At 39.3% G+C, this 16,857-nt stretch carries 7 protein-coding genes; 2 read left to right on the top strand and 5 right to left on the bottom strand.

Going from position 1 to position 16,857, the window contains the following annotated elements:
• Positions 1–3: 3 nt before the first annotated feature.
• From ACRD6K_RS14420 to ACRD6K_RS14405, 4 genes are all read right to left on the bottom strand, one after another.
• On the bottom strand, positions 4–2,397 hold the full coding sequence (locus ACRD6K_RS14420; protein ID WP_430973808.1) for an alpha-amylase family protein: 2,394 nt from the start codon (positions 2,395–2,397) through the stop codon (positions 4–6).
• Between the two features lie 71 nt (positions 2,398–2,468).
• Positions 2,469–5,624, bottom strand: a complete 3,156-nt coding sequence (locus ACRD6K_RS14415) for a glycoside hydrolase family 2 protein (RefSeq protein WP_430973807.1) — start codon at positions 5,622–5,624, stop codon at positions 2,469–2,471.
• A gap of 90 nt (positions 5,625–5,714) precedes the next feature.
• The gene (locus ACRD6K_RS14410; protein WP_430973806.1) at positions 5,715–7,352 is read right to left on the bottom strand and encodes a RagB/SusD family nutrient uptake outer membrane protein; all 1,638 of its coding nucleotides are present in this window, start codon (positions 7,350–7,352) and stop codon (positions 5,715–5,717) included.
• Between the two features lie 20 nt (positions 7,353–7,372).
• Positions 7,373–10,438, bottom strand: a complete 3,066-nt coding sequence (locus ACRD6K_RS14405; protein ID WP_430973805.1) for a SusC/RagA family TonB-linked outer membrane protein — start codon at positions 10,436–10,438, stop codon at positions 7,373–7,375.
• A gap of 205 nt (positions 10,439–10,643) precedes the next feature.
• On the opposite strand from ACRD6K_RS14405, the gene ACRD6K_RS14400 reads away from it, so the two are divergent.
• Positions 10,644–14,645: a hybrid sensor histidine kinase/response regulator transcription factor gene (locus ACRD6K_RS14400; protein ID WP_430973804.1), complete on the top strand. Its 4,002-nt coding sequence runs from the start codon at positions 10,644–10,646 to the stop codon at positions 14,643–14,645.
• 161 nt (positions 14,646–14,806) lie between these two features.
• The gene (locus ACRD6K_RS14395) at positions 14,807–15,859 is read left to right on the top strand and encodes an alpha-L-fucosidase (RefSeq protein ID WP_430973803.1); all 1,053 of its coding nucleotides are present in this window, start codon (positions 14,807–14,809) and stop codon (positions 15,857–15,859) included.
• 85 nt (positions 15,860–15,944) lie between these two features.
• Here ACRD6K_RS14395 and ACRD6K_RS14390 read toward each other — a convergent pair whose 3' ends face one another.
• A complete protein-coding gene (locus ACRD6K_RS14390) occupies positions 15,945–16,832 on the bottom strand; it encodes an AraC family transcriptional regulator (protein ID WP_430973802.1) in 888 nt (295 codons plus the stop codon).
• Positions 16,833–16,857: the final 25 nt, after the last annotated feature.

The raw sequence follows: 16,857 nt of genomic DNA, 5'->3' as shown, positions 1-16,857 counted from the left end.
TTCTTAATTGTTTTTAATTCTTTTAGCTTCTAAAATAATCGTTTCAAAAGGTTTAAGTGTAATTTTGTGATGTTTATTGGAATTTACAATTAAATCTTTTGTATCCTTTTTTTGTCTTTGTGGGCTTTTTAATTTGAACATGCCTTGATAATTTTGAGGAAGTTCAAAAAGCTCATTGAGTTTAAGCTCATATTCTACTGCTTCACTGGTTGGGTTTCGCAGGGACAAGATACCTTTTTGAGGTGACCACGATGCAAAACCATAAACTTCCAGATTCATTGGGCTTCCACCTACCCAATGGGTATCTTTTAAGATACTTTCATTTGTTTTTGCCCATTTTGCTGCTTCGGCAAGTATGGGCCAGAATTTGGGGTTCATTCGGTCATGACTGATGTACAACTCTTGCAAGCTGGAGCCTCCTCCAAAAAATGACCAGACCATATCTGAGAAGTCACCAAGGCTGTCGTTGATACATGTTTGGGGATGCCCAAGATTGGCATAGGCAATCCCTACTGACATGATGGAATTTAGCGGATAATAGGGGGCTTTTTTTACGATATTGTTATAGAGAGTGCCGTCTCTGTAGGTCATAAATTGCTGAGTTCTTGATCCTTCGCCAGCCAAGTGTAAATCGCCCGATCCACGCCAGGTGCAATCGGCATATTTTAACCAAAACGGAGAGGGCCAGGAACCAACCGTAATATTTATGTAAACATTAGGATTATGTTTCCGGAGGGTTTTTATCAATCGGGTTCCTGCCTCCATATCGGGCAGGTATTCGGGATTTGAGCCACCAAAACCATCATATTTAAAGTAGTTTACCTTGTAATTGTTCAACATATCAAGAGAACGCTCAAGAAAACGGTTGTAATAATTTTTCCCGGCCAGGCTTAAACCTTTGGCATTGGTTTCTAACCCTTCACGATGCGCTGATTCCACACGTCGCCGTTGATTATCCAGGTAACCACCAAAGGGCGACATCCAAACACCAATTCCTGAATTGTATTCTTTGCACAATTCAGCCTGTGGAGTAAATCCATCAGGAAATTTCACCGGGTGGAAATACCAAACGCTGTCTAAATTATCCCAACCATCATCAAAGACAAAGGAATTAAGTTGAATGCCATATGGTTCAATAAATTTTTTATTCCAGGCATGCATGCGCTCCAGCAGCTGTTCCGAGGTGAAGCTTGATGCTCCATCGTCGGTAATGTCCCACCAGCAATTGTAATGCAGAAACTGCTTATAAGGTCGAGCCCGTTCTCGTTCGGTATAGCAAAGAAATGCCCTTCGCTTTTGTCCTTCCGGCGCAACCCCACACACAGCCCATTCGGAGATGAACTTTCCGAGGACTAACTCGTCAGTTCTGTTTACATAAAAATTGAGCAAGTCATCTGTTTTTCGGTGGATGTGAAAAAGTCCTGTTGCGTTCTCTTTATTTTCTATTTCAGCCCTTATTAAATAACTGTTTTCTTCCTGGTAATTATTAAGGATGAGATGGTAAGAGCTACTTCCATTTTTGCCACATAGCGGATGAGAATCAATTGCTACTTGCTCGCCGTTTTCCAATAGGGCTATTGACCGAACATTGTATGGGGCGTTTCCTGAACCATGCTGTGCTGAAACCATATATTCACCCGGAGCATCAATCATTTCTGTTACGTCAATGGACTCCTGTTGCATACTTCCAATTTCTCGGGTCATTAGAGCTTTACTATGTGCTATTGGATGCTCCAGACCAAAGAAAAAGTTTCGATATTCGATGGGTGAACCTAGCACAGAACCAGCCATTCTTGCCCCCTCCAATTTTCCATCGAAAAAAGTGACCTTCCTAATTTTTGTAGCTTCTTTTATTGCTTTTACTTCGATATTCTGGCGGATGTAATTTGAACCATCACGGAGCTGTGCTTTCCATCGGATGGTAATATTTCCGGATTTATCAGCCAGCAATACACTTACTTCTTTTCCTGCAAAACGGAGTGCCTTAGTTGGTAAACTATCAGTGGGTATAATATTTCTAACTACTGCTTTTTGAAGAAGCTGAAAATCGAGATTGGTTAATTTGTTACCATTTTCCAGTTCAAGGGCAAATAAACTAATGCTTTTCAGATTAACCGTTTGTTGATCGTATTTGTTGGTGAACTCACGAAATACGATGGAATTATTTTCAATGCTCCATTTCGCGTTAAGGGCTTTATTGGATAAAATAAATTCTGTTTCCGTCAAATCACATCTGGCATCGGCTGGATATTCACCAGGGAAAAATGGGGTTTCTTGTGTCTTCGAATTCTGACAAGCTGTTACATTAAGAAGAAGACACAGTATGACTATATGGTAATTTCTTCTGCCAATTCTGGAGAGCTTTTCAAAGGAGAATTGCTTAGAGAAATCATTCATTTTGCTTTTCATTTATAATTTAACTGTTCGTTTCATTTAAATTGATGAATCCAGAGAGTGTGAAACTTTTGCTATTGGTGATACAATAGTTTTGAGAAAAGAATCTGTGCTGTTGGGTTTGCTTTTAGTTTGTTCATGAATTCCAATTCACAAATTATAATTTCTCCTTTTCCTAAAGGCAATTCTGCGATAGCCGCTGCTTTTCCATGATCTTCGACCCAATTGGTATTTCCGCTTGAGAGTATGGGAGTCCATTTTTCAGCGATAACAATTTTGTTTAAGAATGGCATGATGTATTCAGCCTGTTCATCATACCACATTCTGAAATCGAATGGCTGGACATCTTTCGTAAACCGGTGGCTCGTTTGAGGAGATACAAAATAGTAGCTTCCCATTGAGGTGTTTTGCACAATGACTTCAGTTTCTCCAATTTGGTGTTTACCAACGGGAACATCAAAAACAATGATTCGTTTGCCGGATCTGGCAAGCTGCTCAAATTCTTCTTTATTGTTGTTGAATAACTGAAAGTCGTTTATCAAAATAATATCGGAGGAATAAAAATCTTTATTATTCTCAATTTTCAATGCTTCTAAGATGTATTGAGCTTGTGCTGTGGTATTTCCCATTGCTGTAATTTTTTTACTTGCAGCTGAGTTTTGGACAGGAAAAACATCAATATTATTTGTGGTTGAATCAATTAGCTTGCCGTTTTTATCAAAAAGTGCTGCCCGCAACTGATAGGTTGTTCGTTTGCTAACCACAGGAGCTTTAAACGAAATATAGCCCTGAAAGCGCGAGCTGTTTGCCGGGATATCGGTGTTGGATTGTCCGGAGTAGATTACTCGGCCATGTTGTTCCAGTTGATACTTTAGCACATAATCTTGAGGTGTGGTGTTGGGATCATGACAAATCCAAGCTTCTGTTTTGGTCGTTTCACCTGCCCAAAAATGATGTCTGTCTGTACGCAGAGAAACGATGGTCGGCTTAAGAGCTTCCTGGTAAGCGAAAAAGCCCTTTTTGGGATTGCGGTCAACGTCCATAATCGTCTTCATCCAACCGGCAGGCCAGGCATCGATAAACAGGTGCATTGCAAAAGTGACCATATTGGTATCGCGACGGAAGGCTTCGGTAACCGTTTCAAGCGCCCATGCTTGATGGTCATGGCTGGCTTCGACCCAGTCTTCCAGCGAATATTGGGTATTGTACCACATGTAATGAAACTTATGAGTTTGGGCTGCATAAATGCGATTGGCTGTCCAGTTTTTCTCATCAGCTTTGTTTTTGGGCAACCACTCTTTTGGATAATACTTATACATGGTTTCCACAGGATCCAGTGCTTCTGCTCCAAACTCACCACAACCATAATACCAGCCGGGTTTTACCCACTGCCAGTAGCCGCGCACCAGCTTCCCAATTCCCAGACCTTGCCCGTTGTACCAAGTGTTATAGCAGTGGTTGTCAGGCAATCCTGGTGTGGGGGGATCATAGTCGCCATCACTTTTCTTGATAACACGATCGGGGTTTTCTTTATGAATGGCTTCATCCATGGCTCTAAAAAGGGCAAAGTACTCTTCGGGATGGGCCATATTGCGGTGAGGATGCCCTTCACCGTTGGGGAAACGCTCATTGATGTAGGTTACCAGTATGTTGCTGGGATGATTTCTGATCAGTCGTTCCATTTCTGCACTTTGCCGGACACACTCTTCCCATTGATTGTAACGAATGCCCCCAAAGGTTGGGAAGTCTGTTTGAAGCATGATGCCAAGCTTGTCAGCATACTCATAAATTTCAGGTTGCACAGGGCGTTGTGTTAAGCGGATAAAGTTCATATTGCAAACTTTTGCAAGTAATAGGTCGTCGATTAATTGATCCCAATCTTTTCGGTAAACATCCTGTTGTAAGAACCCCATGGAGTTTGCCCCTCGTAAGCGAATTTTTTCGTTGTTGAAGTAAAGCCGTCCTTTGGGAATCGAAACAGTATCCATTTTAAAGGAACGCATTCCAAACGTTTGCCTGTAAGAGTCGGTTACTTCTTGTTGTTGATTAATGACTTGTACTTGTGCTTGATAAAGCCAGGGGGTGTCATTGCTCCATGCCCTGAAGTCTTCCATGGGAATGGTGTAGGTAAAGTAGTTTACCCCATAGCCCAGTTTTATCTTGCTATGTTCCCAGTCTGTTGGTTTTTGGAGGTCTCCAATGCCCGGAATATGAAGGGCTGACGGCACAATTAGCGAATCTTTGACAATTGTAGCTTCAAAGTTTTGTCCGAAGATGGAGATGTTGAAAGTAACAGGTAGCCGTTCTTCATTAAAGTTGTTAACCTGAATTTTTAGTTCAGCCATCTCTTTGTCGTAAAGTGGGCGTATAAAAACATCCTTTATATGGATGGCGTTGCGTATTTCCAGATAGCAATCCTGGTAAATTCCCATACCGGCAGCACATTGATGTCCGCCATCGTAGAAATTGTCATAGCCTAATCCGGTTACGCCATATATTTTATCTCCAAATATCCGTTCTTTGCCTGCTGCAACAAAACCGGTTGTTGTGTAATCATTTTCAACCTTGACCAGCAAGCTGTTTTTCCCAGCTTGGGCAAATTTGGAAACATTAAACTCAAATGGTGCGAAAAAGCCTTCGTGGGAGCCAACATAAGTGCCATTCAAAAAAACACTTGCTTTGTAATCTACACCTTTAAAACATAGGAAAAGTTCCTGTCCATTTAGAGTTTTTTCAGGAATGTTCAATTCTTTAAAATAGTAGGTGACGGCTCTTCCGTATGGAGCGTCAAAATGAGGAACAGTTACTTGTTCCCATGTTCCTTGTCCTTGCAAGGTGGCAATAAAATTCCTTTGATCTTCTGTTGTTTCTTGTCTCCATTGAAAATTTTTCAATGGTATTTTTTTTCGATAGCTTTTAATTTGTGGTGCTAACTCTTTCATAAAGGGGAGGAAGGTTGCACGAGCTTGTTGTAGTTGTTTTTTTACTTGTTCCGGAGTGCGCTGAGGAGTTTGGACGATAAATTTATTTTTGTCGTTCCTGTTGAATGGAAGGAAGCTGTTGGGCAATACCGGAGGTGTTTTTTCTTCGAGCAGCTTATAGCGTTCGTTTTGTATTTTATTGCCTATTTCTGCAAAAAAATCATTCTGAGCAATGCTGTCAACAGGGTTTGCAAGTATGCAAAACAACAAAGAAAATAATGCAGGAGTGAGTAATCTTTTTATAACCATGATCTACTATAAACTGATGGATTTTGAAAGCTAGATGACACTAGCAATATGCTGATGTCATCTAACTTTTATATTTTTTGGATGCTGAAATCAATATCCTGGATTTTGTTTAAATTCCGCACCAACATTCCGGTCGATAACCGACTGTGGTATTGGGAATAAATTATTGTACTCTTTTATTGTACTCTTCGAAAGAGAATATCCAAAACGTTTGGTGCGATCGTAAATTAAACCTAACCTTCCAAGAGTCAACGTTCTGAATTCTTCACCGTAAAGTTCACGCAGTCGCTCATCCAGAATATAGTCGATAGTAACATCAGAAGCTGTGATTAAAGGAGCCTTTGCACGTGCTTTAATTACATTAATATCATCAGCAGCTTTGTCTTTCTGTCCTTTGCCTAAATATGCTTCAGCACGTAATAAATAAGTTCCGGCTAACCTCATTACATAAAAATCAGGAACAAATCCATTATCTGGCTTTTCGTCTTTGTGCTTATCGGTGCCAAATTTCTGGAAGTTTGGATAAATGTACCACATTGAGTCTTCTTTTGCCGTAAGAAATGATTTTGGAATCAGATCACCTTCAGCATAAGAAACTCCATCCACTGTAACATCAGCAGCAAAGTAATACTTACGCTTAACACTTGATTCAAGGTTTCGAATATCACCCTCTGTATTTTTCCAAATGCCATAATTAACATGGTCGGTTCCTCTTAAGAAAGCAACTCCGCGACCGGTTGAGTCTGCCGCTGTTCCGCTATAACCTGCTTTACTAAACAACCAATATCTGTTCCACATGGCACGTTCAATGGTTGGGCGACCATAATTAACAGTTCCGCCCGGTAAATTGTATTCGAATTGAGCAACCCAAATAGCTTCTTTATTTCCTGTTTGATAATTGTGATTTCCCATTCGGAACAAATCCCAATAGACGGTTTTGTCCGGTTCATCGGCACGTACCCCAAAACGCTCGGTCATTAACTGGTAATCTCCATCTGTGCCATCAATGACCCTTGTGGCAGCGGCAATTGCCTGATCGTAATCTTTTAAGCAAATATAAATTTCGGCCAACAAATGATCAGCTGCTGCTCTAACAACTTTACCCGGAGTATCAGTAGTTAATGGTAAATTGGATTTTGCAAATTCCAGGTCTTCCTTAATAAATGTATAACATTCTTCCTTGGTATTTCTTACGAAATCAACCTTAGGCTCTGTTAAAGGCGTTTCGATAATGGGCATTCCACCATAAATATTTACCAGGTTACGGTACGACCAGGCTCTGAAAAAGCGGCCTTCTGCAATAATCTCATTTTTCTCGGTTTCACTATTCCATTTCACACCCTCCTTTTGAGCTGCATCAATTACTGTATTGGCATACTTAATCATCTGGAAATTGATATTATACCAGTTCCCATTGAAGCCTTCAAATTCGTTAACTTTCGTCCAATCATTGTAAGCCACATCCTCAGCCAAGGCATAGTGCATAGCATCCATTCCATAACCGTTTTGCCATATATTAGCTGCTCCATCTCCGGAGTTGTACATCGATTGTAAAGTTCTGTAATTTGCTCCCAACAACGATTCAAACTGAGATTTAGTTAAAAATGCATTATCTGTTGTTAAGGCATCCTTCCTTTCTTCGCTTAAAAAGTCTGCATCCGACTCACAGCCCGGAAGCACAAAGATTCCTGCTGCAATTATTGAAAATATAATATTTCGTAATTTCATAATGTTTTAATATTAAGTTATTAGAAACTTAGGTTAACCCCCATCGTGAATGTTCTTATTACCGGACTTGAAGATCCAATTTGTCCGGCGTTTTCGGGATCAAGCCCTACCCAATCGGTAATAGTTAAAAGGTTTTTGCCACTTACAAATACTTTCAGGTTGTCAACTTTAAGCTTTTCTGTAATTTCATTATTAAATGTGTAGCTTAAAGAAACATTTTGCAAACGCCCAAAAGCTCTTGATTGATAAAATCCATAATTAAGAGAATTGCTATAATCAGGACGAGGGATGGTATTACTAGGATTATCTTCTGTCCAGTAATCCTGATTTAACCAGTTTCCTGTAATTGGAATTAAACCTAAGTAAGCCCTTTCATTACCAGCCATGTAGTAATTATTCTTACCTCCTCCGGCAACAATAGCCACATCCATATAGAGTTCAAAATTCATATAACTCAAGGTATTTGAAATATTCATTCTGAAATTTGGATTACTGTTCCCGATGATAGAGCGATCATCAGCATTTATTTTGCCATCAGGTTTTCCTGTAAGGTTGCCATTTTCATCTTTTCCGTTTATATCCACAAATTTCACATCGCCAGGTTTTGCACCATAAGTTTCAATGTATTCTGTGTCCTCGGTCTGAACAATACCATCAGTAGTATAATTATAGATCACTCCTAAGGATTCTCCAATAAACCAGTTACTACCAATATCGTTGTCTTCTACTCCGTCTCCATCAGCATCTAAACCGTACAAGGAAACCAGTTTATTCCGGTTTAACCAAAAGCGTAGACCTGATTGCCATTTAAAAGCATTGGATGAGTCTACATTAATACTGTTCAACGACAGTTCAAATCCTTTGTTGTCAACCTGTCCAATATTGGTTTTAACACTTCCGTAGCCGGTCATTATGGGTAAATTTCGAGTAAGCAACTGGTCGGTTGTTTTACTTTTATATACATCAATATCGCCACTTAAGTGCCCACCGAATATCGAAAAGTTCAATCCTAAATTCATTGCAGTTGTTGTTTCCCACGAAAGTTCTTTATTAGCTAAAGATGAAGGATATGAATAGTTAAAAGAGGTTTCACCAAAAATAGTGGTTCCAAATGCAACTCCTGCCGTTGTTGCATAAGGACTGATCCCTTGGTTGCCATTTTCACCATAGGATGCACGTAGCTTTAGATAATCGAGAGCAGGAATATTGTCCTTTATAAAATCTTCTTCGCTAATTGTCCAGGCAACTGATGCCCCTGGGAAATTCCCAAACTTACTTCCTTCGCCGAAGGCAGAATATCCGTCTCGCCTGAAGCTTGCTGTAACATGGTATTTGTCATTATAGCTGTAGTTTGCTCTTGCGATATAGCCAATATTGCTATATTCACTTACGGAAGTCGTTCCACTCTTTTTTTCAGGATCAGCCAGGTTTAATCCATTATATCCCAATACAGACGTTCCCAGTTTTGAGAAATCGCTGGCAGCAAACCTTACAACCTCGCCTAAATATTGGTCGCGGGTATAACCTGCCAGTAGATCAATATTATGTTTTCCGAATGATTTTTTATATGTTAATAAGTTGTCTATTATCCATCTGCTGGAGGTACTTGTTTGATTATAGCCATTTGTACTGTTTAAAAACTTTGTAGGATTCTCAATATCCTCTGGTTTCCATGTGTTTGCATAAGCCATTTCATGAGTGAATTGCGCCCTCCTTCCAACTCCTTTACGTTTTGAGTAGTTTAAGCGATAGTTCAACCCATCAATAAAAGGTACTTTTACATTTACAAAACCTTTTCCGCTAAAGCTCCAACCTTTGTCTAAGTCATCGGTATAAAAACCAGTATATGGGTTATATAGGAAGCTTGTGGTAGGGTATCTTTGAAGTACTTTATTTTCGTATCCTTCCACCCATTTATAACTGTATGGGGTGTACCAAGTTGCCATGTACATTTCTGGAGCAATACCGGAATAGTCATTTTCTGTATAATTCATATCTATACCGTATGACAACCAGTCAGTAATGTTGTTTTCAAGTTTAGCTGTTACGCTTGCTTTAGTAAAATTATCGTTATCTAGAATACCTTTTTGGTCGACATATGTTCCTGATACATAATAGTTCACTTTTTCTGTAGCACCTGAAATACTTGCTTGGTAATTCTGAATTGGTGCAAATTGAGTTACCTCTTCTATCCAATCCATTTGGTGATCAGCATTGTACGCTTCTAGTTCCCGGGGGCCTAATATATTTTCTATACTTAAGTCTTCAACACCTGTTAATCTTAAGTTTTCTCGTCTCCATTCTAGGAAATCTTCCCCTTTTCTCATCTCTGGAACACGAGTCCAGTTTTGGATTCCCAAGTAGGAGTTAAAATTAATTACCGGTTTCCCCGATTTCCCGCGCTTAGTTGTGATTATAATAACTCCGTTTGCCGAACGTGAACCATAAATGGCTGCAGCGCTGGCATCCTTCAATACATCCATTGAAGAAATGTCATTGGGGTTAATTTCATTCCAACTTCCTGTGAATATCATTCCATCCAGAACAATCAACGGAGAGTTATTACCTGTAATTGAGTTTTGCCCACGAATCATTAATCCGGGAGTACCACCGGCACTGGTAACAGCCCCAATATTTACACCTGTGGTAGTTCCCTGAAGAACTTGTAAGGCTCCGAGGTTAGGCAGGTTTACCAAAGGCGTGTTATCAACGCGAACACTCGCAACAGAGCCAGTTAAATCCTTTTTTGTTGTTGTTCCATAGCCAATAGCTACTACCTCTTCCAGGCCAATAACATCACTCTCGAGTGTGATTGTTAATTCTGTTTGATTATCTACAACGACCTCTTTTGACTGCATTCCAACGAAGGAAATGAGAAGTACATCATTTGTTGTTTTAAGCTGAATAGCAAAGTTCCCTTCTGGATTGGTAATGGTACCATTGGTGGTGCCTTTTTGAATTACGGTAGCTCCAGGAATTGGGACACCTTCCTCGTCTAAAACCTTTCCTTTTACAGAAAAGCTTTGAGCAGTAGTTGAAAGTGTACATACGAGCAGCAGTAATACTGCAAAAAACAAATTCTTCATAAGCATGATTTTTTAGTTAGAGTTATGAGGGTAAACTTACCACAGATAGGCTGTGGAGAATAGAATTGATTCGGATAAATTTTGACAGGGATTCAGGAAATTGACACAAATTCGGAATTCTTTAGTACGCTTTCGGAATAGCTCTTTTAGTACTTTGGAAAATGCTACTTTTATTGACTATTAATTTTATTAGAGAAAGAGAGTGATGAGTTATTTGTGCCAAACACTAACTGTAGTATTTGTTATTATTTCACTTCAGGTAAACGGAGGTAAACTGAATTTCATTCAATATGAAATGAAAGATGGTTTATCTTTTAACAATGTTGATTGTTTGGCCGAAGATGAAGAGGGACTAATTTATGCTTGTACCAATCTTGGATTAAATGTTTTTAATGGCAGTGAATTTACCGTCTATAATCAATACAACACTGACGGTTTTTGTAATAAGATTTCAGTTGTCTTGCCTTTTGAAAAGGGATATGTATTAATTGGTACAGTTGAGAAAGGTCTTTTTCTATTTGATAAATTTAAAGAGAAAATAGTACCACTCTTTATCAATGAAAAGCAGCAGCTGGGTTGGATAACTGATATGAAGATTGATGCTGATCGAATGATTTGGATTGGCATTGAAGAAGGGAAATTGTATTGTGTCAGCAGCGATGATTTAATCAGCAAATATAAGAAAGGAGAGGCACTAAGCTTATCTCGAATAAGTCAAATACCCGTTTTGAGAATTAATTCATTGTTGGTTGTGGATCATGGAATATTGCTTGGTAATGATGGATCTGAAGTATATCGAATTCGAAAAAGTGGAATTGGGTTTATTGTTGATTCCCCCTTGCTTTTGAAAGAAGTAAAGCGGGTATATAAGATTACCAAAAAGGGAAATGCTATTTTCCTGGGAACTGATCGCGGATTATACCGATTAGACAATCAAGAGTTACTTTCATATAATGAGACCTATGCGCTCAATGAGGCATGGCAAATGGAGGGCCTAATAATTCGGAGTATATCTGTTTATTTGGAAGATTTGTGGGTGGGGACCGAAGGACATGGCTTATTTAAAGTATCGATTGATTCCCTAGCGGAATCTGCAATTCAGCAGATAAATTATTCTAACAGCAAACGCAATGGAATTAATTCAGATTATATTCTTTCATCTTTAATTGATTCAGATGAAAACCTTTGGATTGGAACCTGGTTTGGAGGAATTAATCATTTAGATTTGAAAAAGCAGAATTATGTTTTCATTTATGATCAGCAAAATGAGAATGATATTTACTCGAACATAATCTGGTGTTTACAAAACAAATCGGAAGATGAATATTGGGTAGGAACACATGGAAATGGACTATGCAGCTACCGATTGGATGAAAATAGCTTTGTGCAGGAAAAGTATAGTCCGGAACTCCAGTCGATATCGTCGATGTATCAGACATCTGACAATAACTATTTGTATGTTGGAACCTGGGGGCATGGAGTTAAGGTCTACAAAGCCCAATCAATGGAAGCCTTGCCACATATGGAAAAAGCTTTGACTAGGTTGGCCGATGATCGTATTTATTCAATACTCCCAGATCCCAATGGGAACATATGGATTGGGTGTTTTAAAAATGGCTTACAACGTCTATCCAAGGAGAATCTAGAGCTGGAACCAATTGTATTAGCAGAAAAACAGATCGATATTCGTTTCATATTAATAGACTCCATTAAAAATACTATATGGGTCGCTTCTTTGCAAAACGGACTATTTCGAGTTGAATGCTCTGAAACTTGGGAGCCAATGTCCGTACTCCATATCGATAGGTTTGACGGACAAACAGAACGTCTTAAGCCTGAATCCTTGTTTTTGGACGCAAACAGACAGTTATGGATTCTATCGCGCGATGGCTTGGGATTTTATGATGAAGCATCACAAAAAGCGAAAAAACTGACTATTCTGAGTGGATGCATTACCACAGGAATGACGACCGATCACCAAGGCTCTTTTTGGGTGAGTACCTATAACGGAATTTATAAGGTGGATCCCGAGAATGGACATTCAGAAGAAATGCTGACCGATCATGCCTTTCATTCCATCATATACAATAAAGAAGAAAATGTACTGCTGGCAACCAGCGATGAAGGAGTTTTGAAAATTGATCCTGATCATGAGATGAATACAGGGAGTGAGCCAAGAGTAATTTTGTCAGAATTGAAAATACTTGATCAGGAGGTGAAGCCGGGAACCAAGTTTGCCGAAAAAAAGATTTTAGACAAACGGCTAAATTATTGTGATACCCTGATCATTCCTCATTTTAGTCATACGTTCTCAATTCGTATGAATACCCTGTCTTTTTCAAAAATACAAAAAGAGAAAATTAGCTATATACTTGAGGGCTTTGAAGAAATCTGGAATATTATGCCAGGAAAGTCGGCAAAAGCAGTATATACCAATGTCCCTCCAGGACGTTATCAGTTTAAAGTTAAAGCAGCGAATGAGTATAACCAGTGGTCGGCCGAACGTAGCTTGTTGTTAATTAAACAAAAGCCATGGTGGGCAACGCATCTGGCCTGGGGCATCTATCTTATTTTGGCAGCTGGGGCTGTGTTTTGGATAGTCCGTGAAATCAATATACGATTTAAAATTAGACAAGAATTAAGGATTGAACGAATTAAGCAGGAACGCGAACATGAGTTGTATCAACAAAAGGCTGTTTTCTTCACCAATATTTCACATGATTTGCGCACTCCTCTGACCTTAATTATTGGACCTTTGGAAGAAATGTTGGAAAGCAAACAGTTTAATGATAAGGTGGAACAAACACTTCAACGTATGTTGAAAAATGCCCGAATGCTTTTGGGATTAATTAATCAAATTCTAGATTTCCGAAAAGCTGAGACAAATAATTTGAAACTGGAGTTAAAACAGATTGATCTGAGTGTATTTCTGCACCATGTCTATAGTCAGTTTAATGAGTTAGCGCAACAAAAGAAAATTGATTTTGATTTGGTTTGTCCGGAAGACTCTATCATGTTGGCAGCAGACCCTCAAAAATTGGAATCGATATTGTTTAACCTATTATCGAATGCAATTAAGTTTACGCCTTCCTATGGAAGTATTCTTGTTGAATGCCGCACTGATGATACAAATGTGATTATTCGGATCTGTGATACAGGAAAAGGAATGGCTCAGCATGAAGTTCCTAATATTTTCAATCGCTTTTATCAACTGAAACCTTCGGGAAAGTCCCTAGGCACGGGGATTGGATTAAATCTGGTGAAACGCTATATGGATCTTCACGAAGGGAGTGTTGAGGTACAAAGTAGCTTAGGAAAAGGGAGCCAGTTTACACTTATATTTCCGCGAGGCGAGGTGCAGGGGCAATATGAGGAATATAGTTTTCAAACATCCATTTCTTCTTTAAATGTTGAACATCAAGAGAGCATAGAGCAGGATGGCTTAAAAAAAGAGCCGGTCTTGGTTATTATTGATGATCATCAGGATATTCTTGATTACCTGAAAGATATTTTGGAGAAGAACTATCGCGTTTATACGGCAATAAATGGGAAAGAAGGTCTGAGCTTGGTCGCTCGTAAACACCCTGATCTGGTTATAAGTGATATTATGATGGAGGATATGGATGGCTTGATGGTGTGTAAAAAGATAAAATCCAATTTGAATAGTTCTCATATCCCGATTATTCTTTTAACGGCAAAAAATGCATTGGAAGATCGGATTGAGGGATTTGACAGTGGAGCTGATGAATACATTGAAAAACCTTTTAATAGTAAGCTATTACTTACTCGTGTTCGTACATTGATTGAACATCGCGAACTAATGAAAAAACGCTTTCTCCTTTCTGACCTAAAAAGCACAGATGTGGCTCCGTCTTCGGTTGATGAAAAGTTCATGACCCGAGTAGTTAGTATTATCGAGTCGCAAATAACTGATTCTGACTTTACGGTGCAAAGTTTGGTTGATGAAATGAAAGTGAGTCAGGATCAGCTCTATCGGAAAATAAAAGCATTGACAGGCTTGTCGATCAATCACTTTATCCGTCTTTTGCGATTGAAACGAGCAGCGCAAATGTTGGCTTCGGGACAATACACTGTTAGTGAGGTGGTTTTTCAGACAGGATTTAATAATCCGTCATACTTCACGAAGTGTTTTAAAACAGAATATGGAGTATTGCCAAGCGACTATATGCAGAAAGCAAATGCTTAGTGTTAACACGAAGGAATTGTACGAGGTAGTCGGTATTTGAAAAGGAAGAATTCTTGTTTTTTCCGTGTTTATTATCGTGTTTTTGTGACTGAGAATAACAATTCACTATTTTGTTGACGAATTAAAGATTGATTTTTAAACCAACTAAAAAATAGATTTACATGAAAAAACGACTACTCCTTGTAGCGCTTGTGCTCGGTTCTTTATCGGGTAAACTGTGGGCGCAGGTGAATTACCTGAAAGAATCGGATGCTGATTTTCAAAAACGTATGGAATGGTTTACCAATGCCAAATATGGCATGTTCATTCATTTTGGCTTGTACAGTCAGCTTGGGGGAATTTATGAAGGAAAAACAGTTAAAGGCTATGCGGAATGGATTCAATCATCGGCGGATATCTCACGGGAAGAGTATGCCCGGTTAATTGATACCTGGAATCCAAAGGATTTTGACGCGGATAAAATAGCACGGTTAGCCAAAAAGGCTGGCATGAAATACTTGGTGATTACCACAAAGCACCATGAAGGGTTTTGTTTGTGGGATTCAGAGTATACCGATTTTGATATTGCCAGTTCGCCCATGAAAGGACGTGACCTGATTCAGGAACTATCTGATGCCTGTAAAAAGCAAGGAATCAAATTCGGCACGTACTACAGTATTATTGATTGGAATCACCCTTCGCAACATCGCAATGATTCTGGGAAAGATGGATGGAATCGTTGGGGCCAGGTGGCTATGATTTCTGAGAAAAAGCAAGAATACATCGCTTATATGAAAAATCAAATCCGCGAATTGGTTGAAAAGTATGATACTGAGATTTTGTGGTTTGATGGCGATTGGGTGAATTGGTGGGACATGGAAACTGGCGAGGACCTGTACCAATACATTCGTGCGTTGAAACCGTCGATCATTATCAATAATCGGGTGGCCAAACGAGCCGAGTTTAAACGAGACTTCGGAACCCCGGAACAGGAACATCCCGGAGATGCACTGGATCATTACTGGGAGGCGTGCTATACCATGAATGATTCATGGGGATTTAAAAAAGAGGATCATAACTGGAAAAGCGCTGATAAAGTTTATACCCAGCTCATGGAAATCAACGAAAGAGGAGGAAATCTCTTGCTAAACATTGGGCCCGATGGGGAAGGCAATGTTCCTGAAGAAAGTGTTCAAATCCTAAAACAAGTAGGCAAGAAACTAAAGAAGAAATAGTCCTTGAGCTTGTTCAGTAGAAAGATTCCTGTTATGGATTAGGATGAATTCTAACGGGACATGAGTCTGTTTAAGGATGGAAAACTTACGCTTGTTTTTCTTCCTCAAACAGACTTTTCTTTTTTTGATAATTGCCGGGAGTTAGCCCGATTATTTTTTTGAATTGCCGGTTAAAATAGGACAGATTATTGTAGCCACATCGGAAACAAACTTCAGAAATCGAAAGATTCCCTTCAATTAAAAGCTTGCAGGCAAAACCTACCCGCACTTCATTGATAAATTCACTGACCGATTTTCGTGTCTTTTGACGAAAGAAACGACACAAGGATGCAGGAGTCATATTGGCAAGCAGAGCGAGCTCTTCCAGTTTAATTTCTTTTTCAAAATTGGTGAGGATATAATCATAGATTTTGTCAATTCGCTTGGAATGGTGTTTTTGATAATGATCGGCAAACGGAATGCCTGATAGAATGGTATGATTTTCCACTTGAGCTAATTTGTGTAGCATTGTAAGCAAGTGTGTGAGTCGGTCAAAGGGTTGTTGGTCGATCATTTTTCGGAGTTTCCGTTTTACCGGATGTCCCTCGGGTAAATGGTAACTGATTCCGCGAGGAGAAAGCTCCAATAGTTTTTTTATTGGCGCCATCTCTGGTAATTCCCATAGACCTTGCCCTAAAAAGTCTTGTCCAAAATGCAGTACAATCGCACTCACTTTCTTTCTTGAGTTGTGGTCGAAGTAGCTGTCATCACTTTTCCAAACATGGGGTAATCCAACTCCTAAAAGCACCAAATCCCCACTGGCAAAGCGTGATATGTCATCTCCAATGAAACGGGTTCCTTTGCCGTGAATAATATACACCAGTTCCAATTCAGAGTGATAGTGCCAGTGGTCGTAAAAGGCAGTACGGGTATCTTTCCGAATTGAAATGGATTGGTGAGCCTGTTTGGTTAGCTTAAAATATTGTGCCTGCATAAGATGTCATTTAGTGATAGTATTT

This window comes from Sunxiuqinia rutila (assembly GCF_050589705.1).
GTDB lineage: Bacteria > Bacteroidota > Bacteroidia > Bacteroidales > Prolixibacteraceae > Sunxiuqinia > Sunxiuqinia rutila.
Note: the sequence above shows the minus strand (reverse complement) of the source record. Positions and strands in the feature narration are given on the sequence as shown.

Coding starts and splice junctions, on each gene's coding strand:
- ACRD6K_RS14395 (WP_430973803.1), top strand. CDS start 14,807: ATGAAAAAACGACTACTCCTTGTAGCGCTTGTGCTCGGTTCTTTATCG.
- ACRD6K_RS14415 (WP_430973807.1), bottom strand. CDS start 5,624: ATGGTTATAAAAAGATTACTCACTCCTGCATTATTTTCTTTGTTGTTT.
- ACRD6K_RS14390 (WP_430973802.1), bottom strand. CDS start 16,832: ATGCAGGCACAATATTTTAAGCTAACCAAACAGGCTCACCAATCCATT.
- ACRD6K_RS14400 (WP_430973804.1), top strand. CDS start 10,644: ATGAGTTATTTGTGCCAAACACTAACTGTAGTATTTGTTATTATTTCA.
- ACRD6K_RS14405 (WP_430973805.1), bottom strand. CDS start 10,438: ATGAAGAATTTGTTTTTTGCAGTATTACTGCTGCTCGTATGTACACTT.
- ACRD6K_RS14410 (WP_430973806.1), bottom strand. CDS start 7,352: ATGAAATTACGAAATATTATATTTTCAATAATTGCAGCAGGAATCTTT.
- ACRD6K_RS14420 (WP_430973808.1), bottom strand. CDS start 2,397: ATGAATGATTTCTCTAAGCAATTCTCCTTTGAAAAGCTCTCCAGAATT.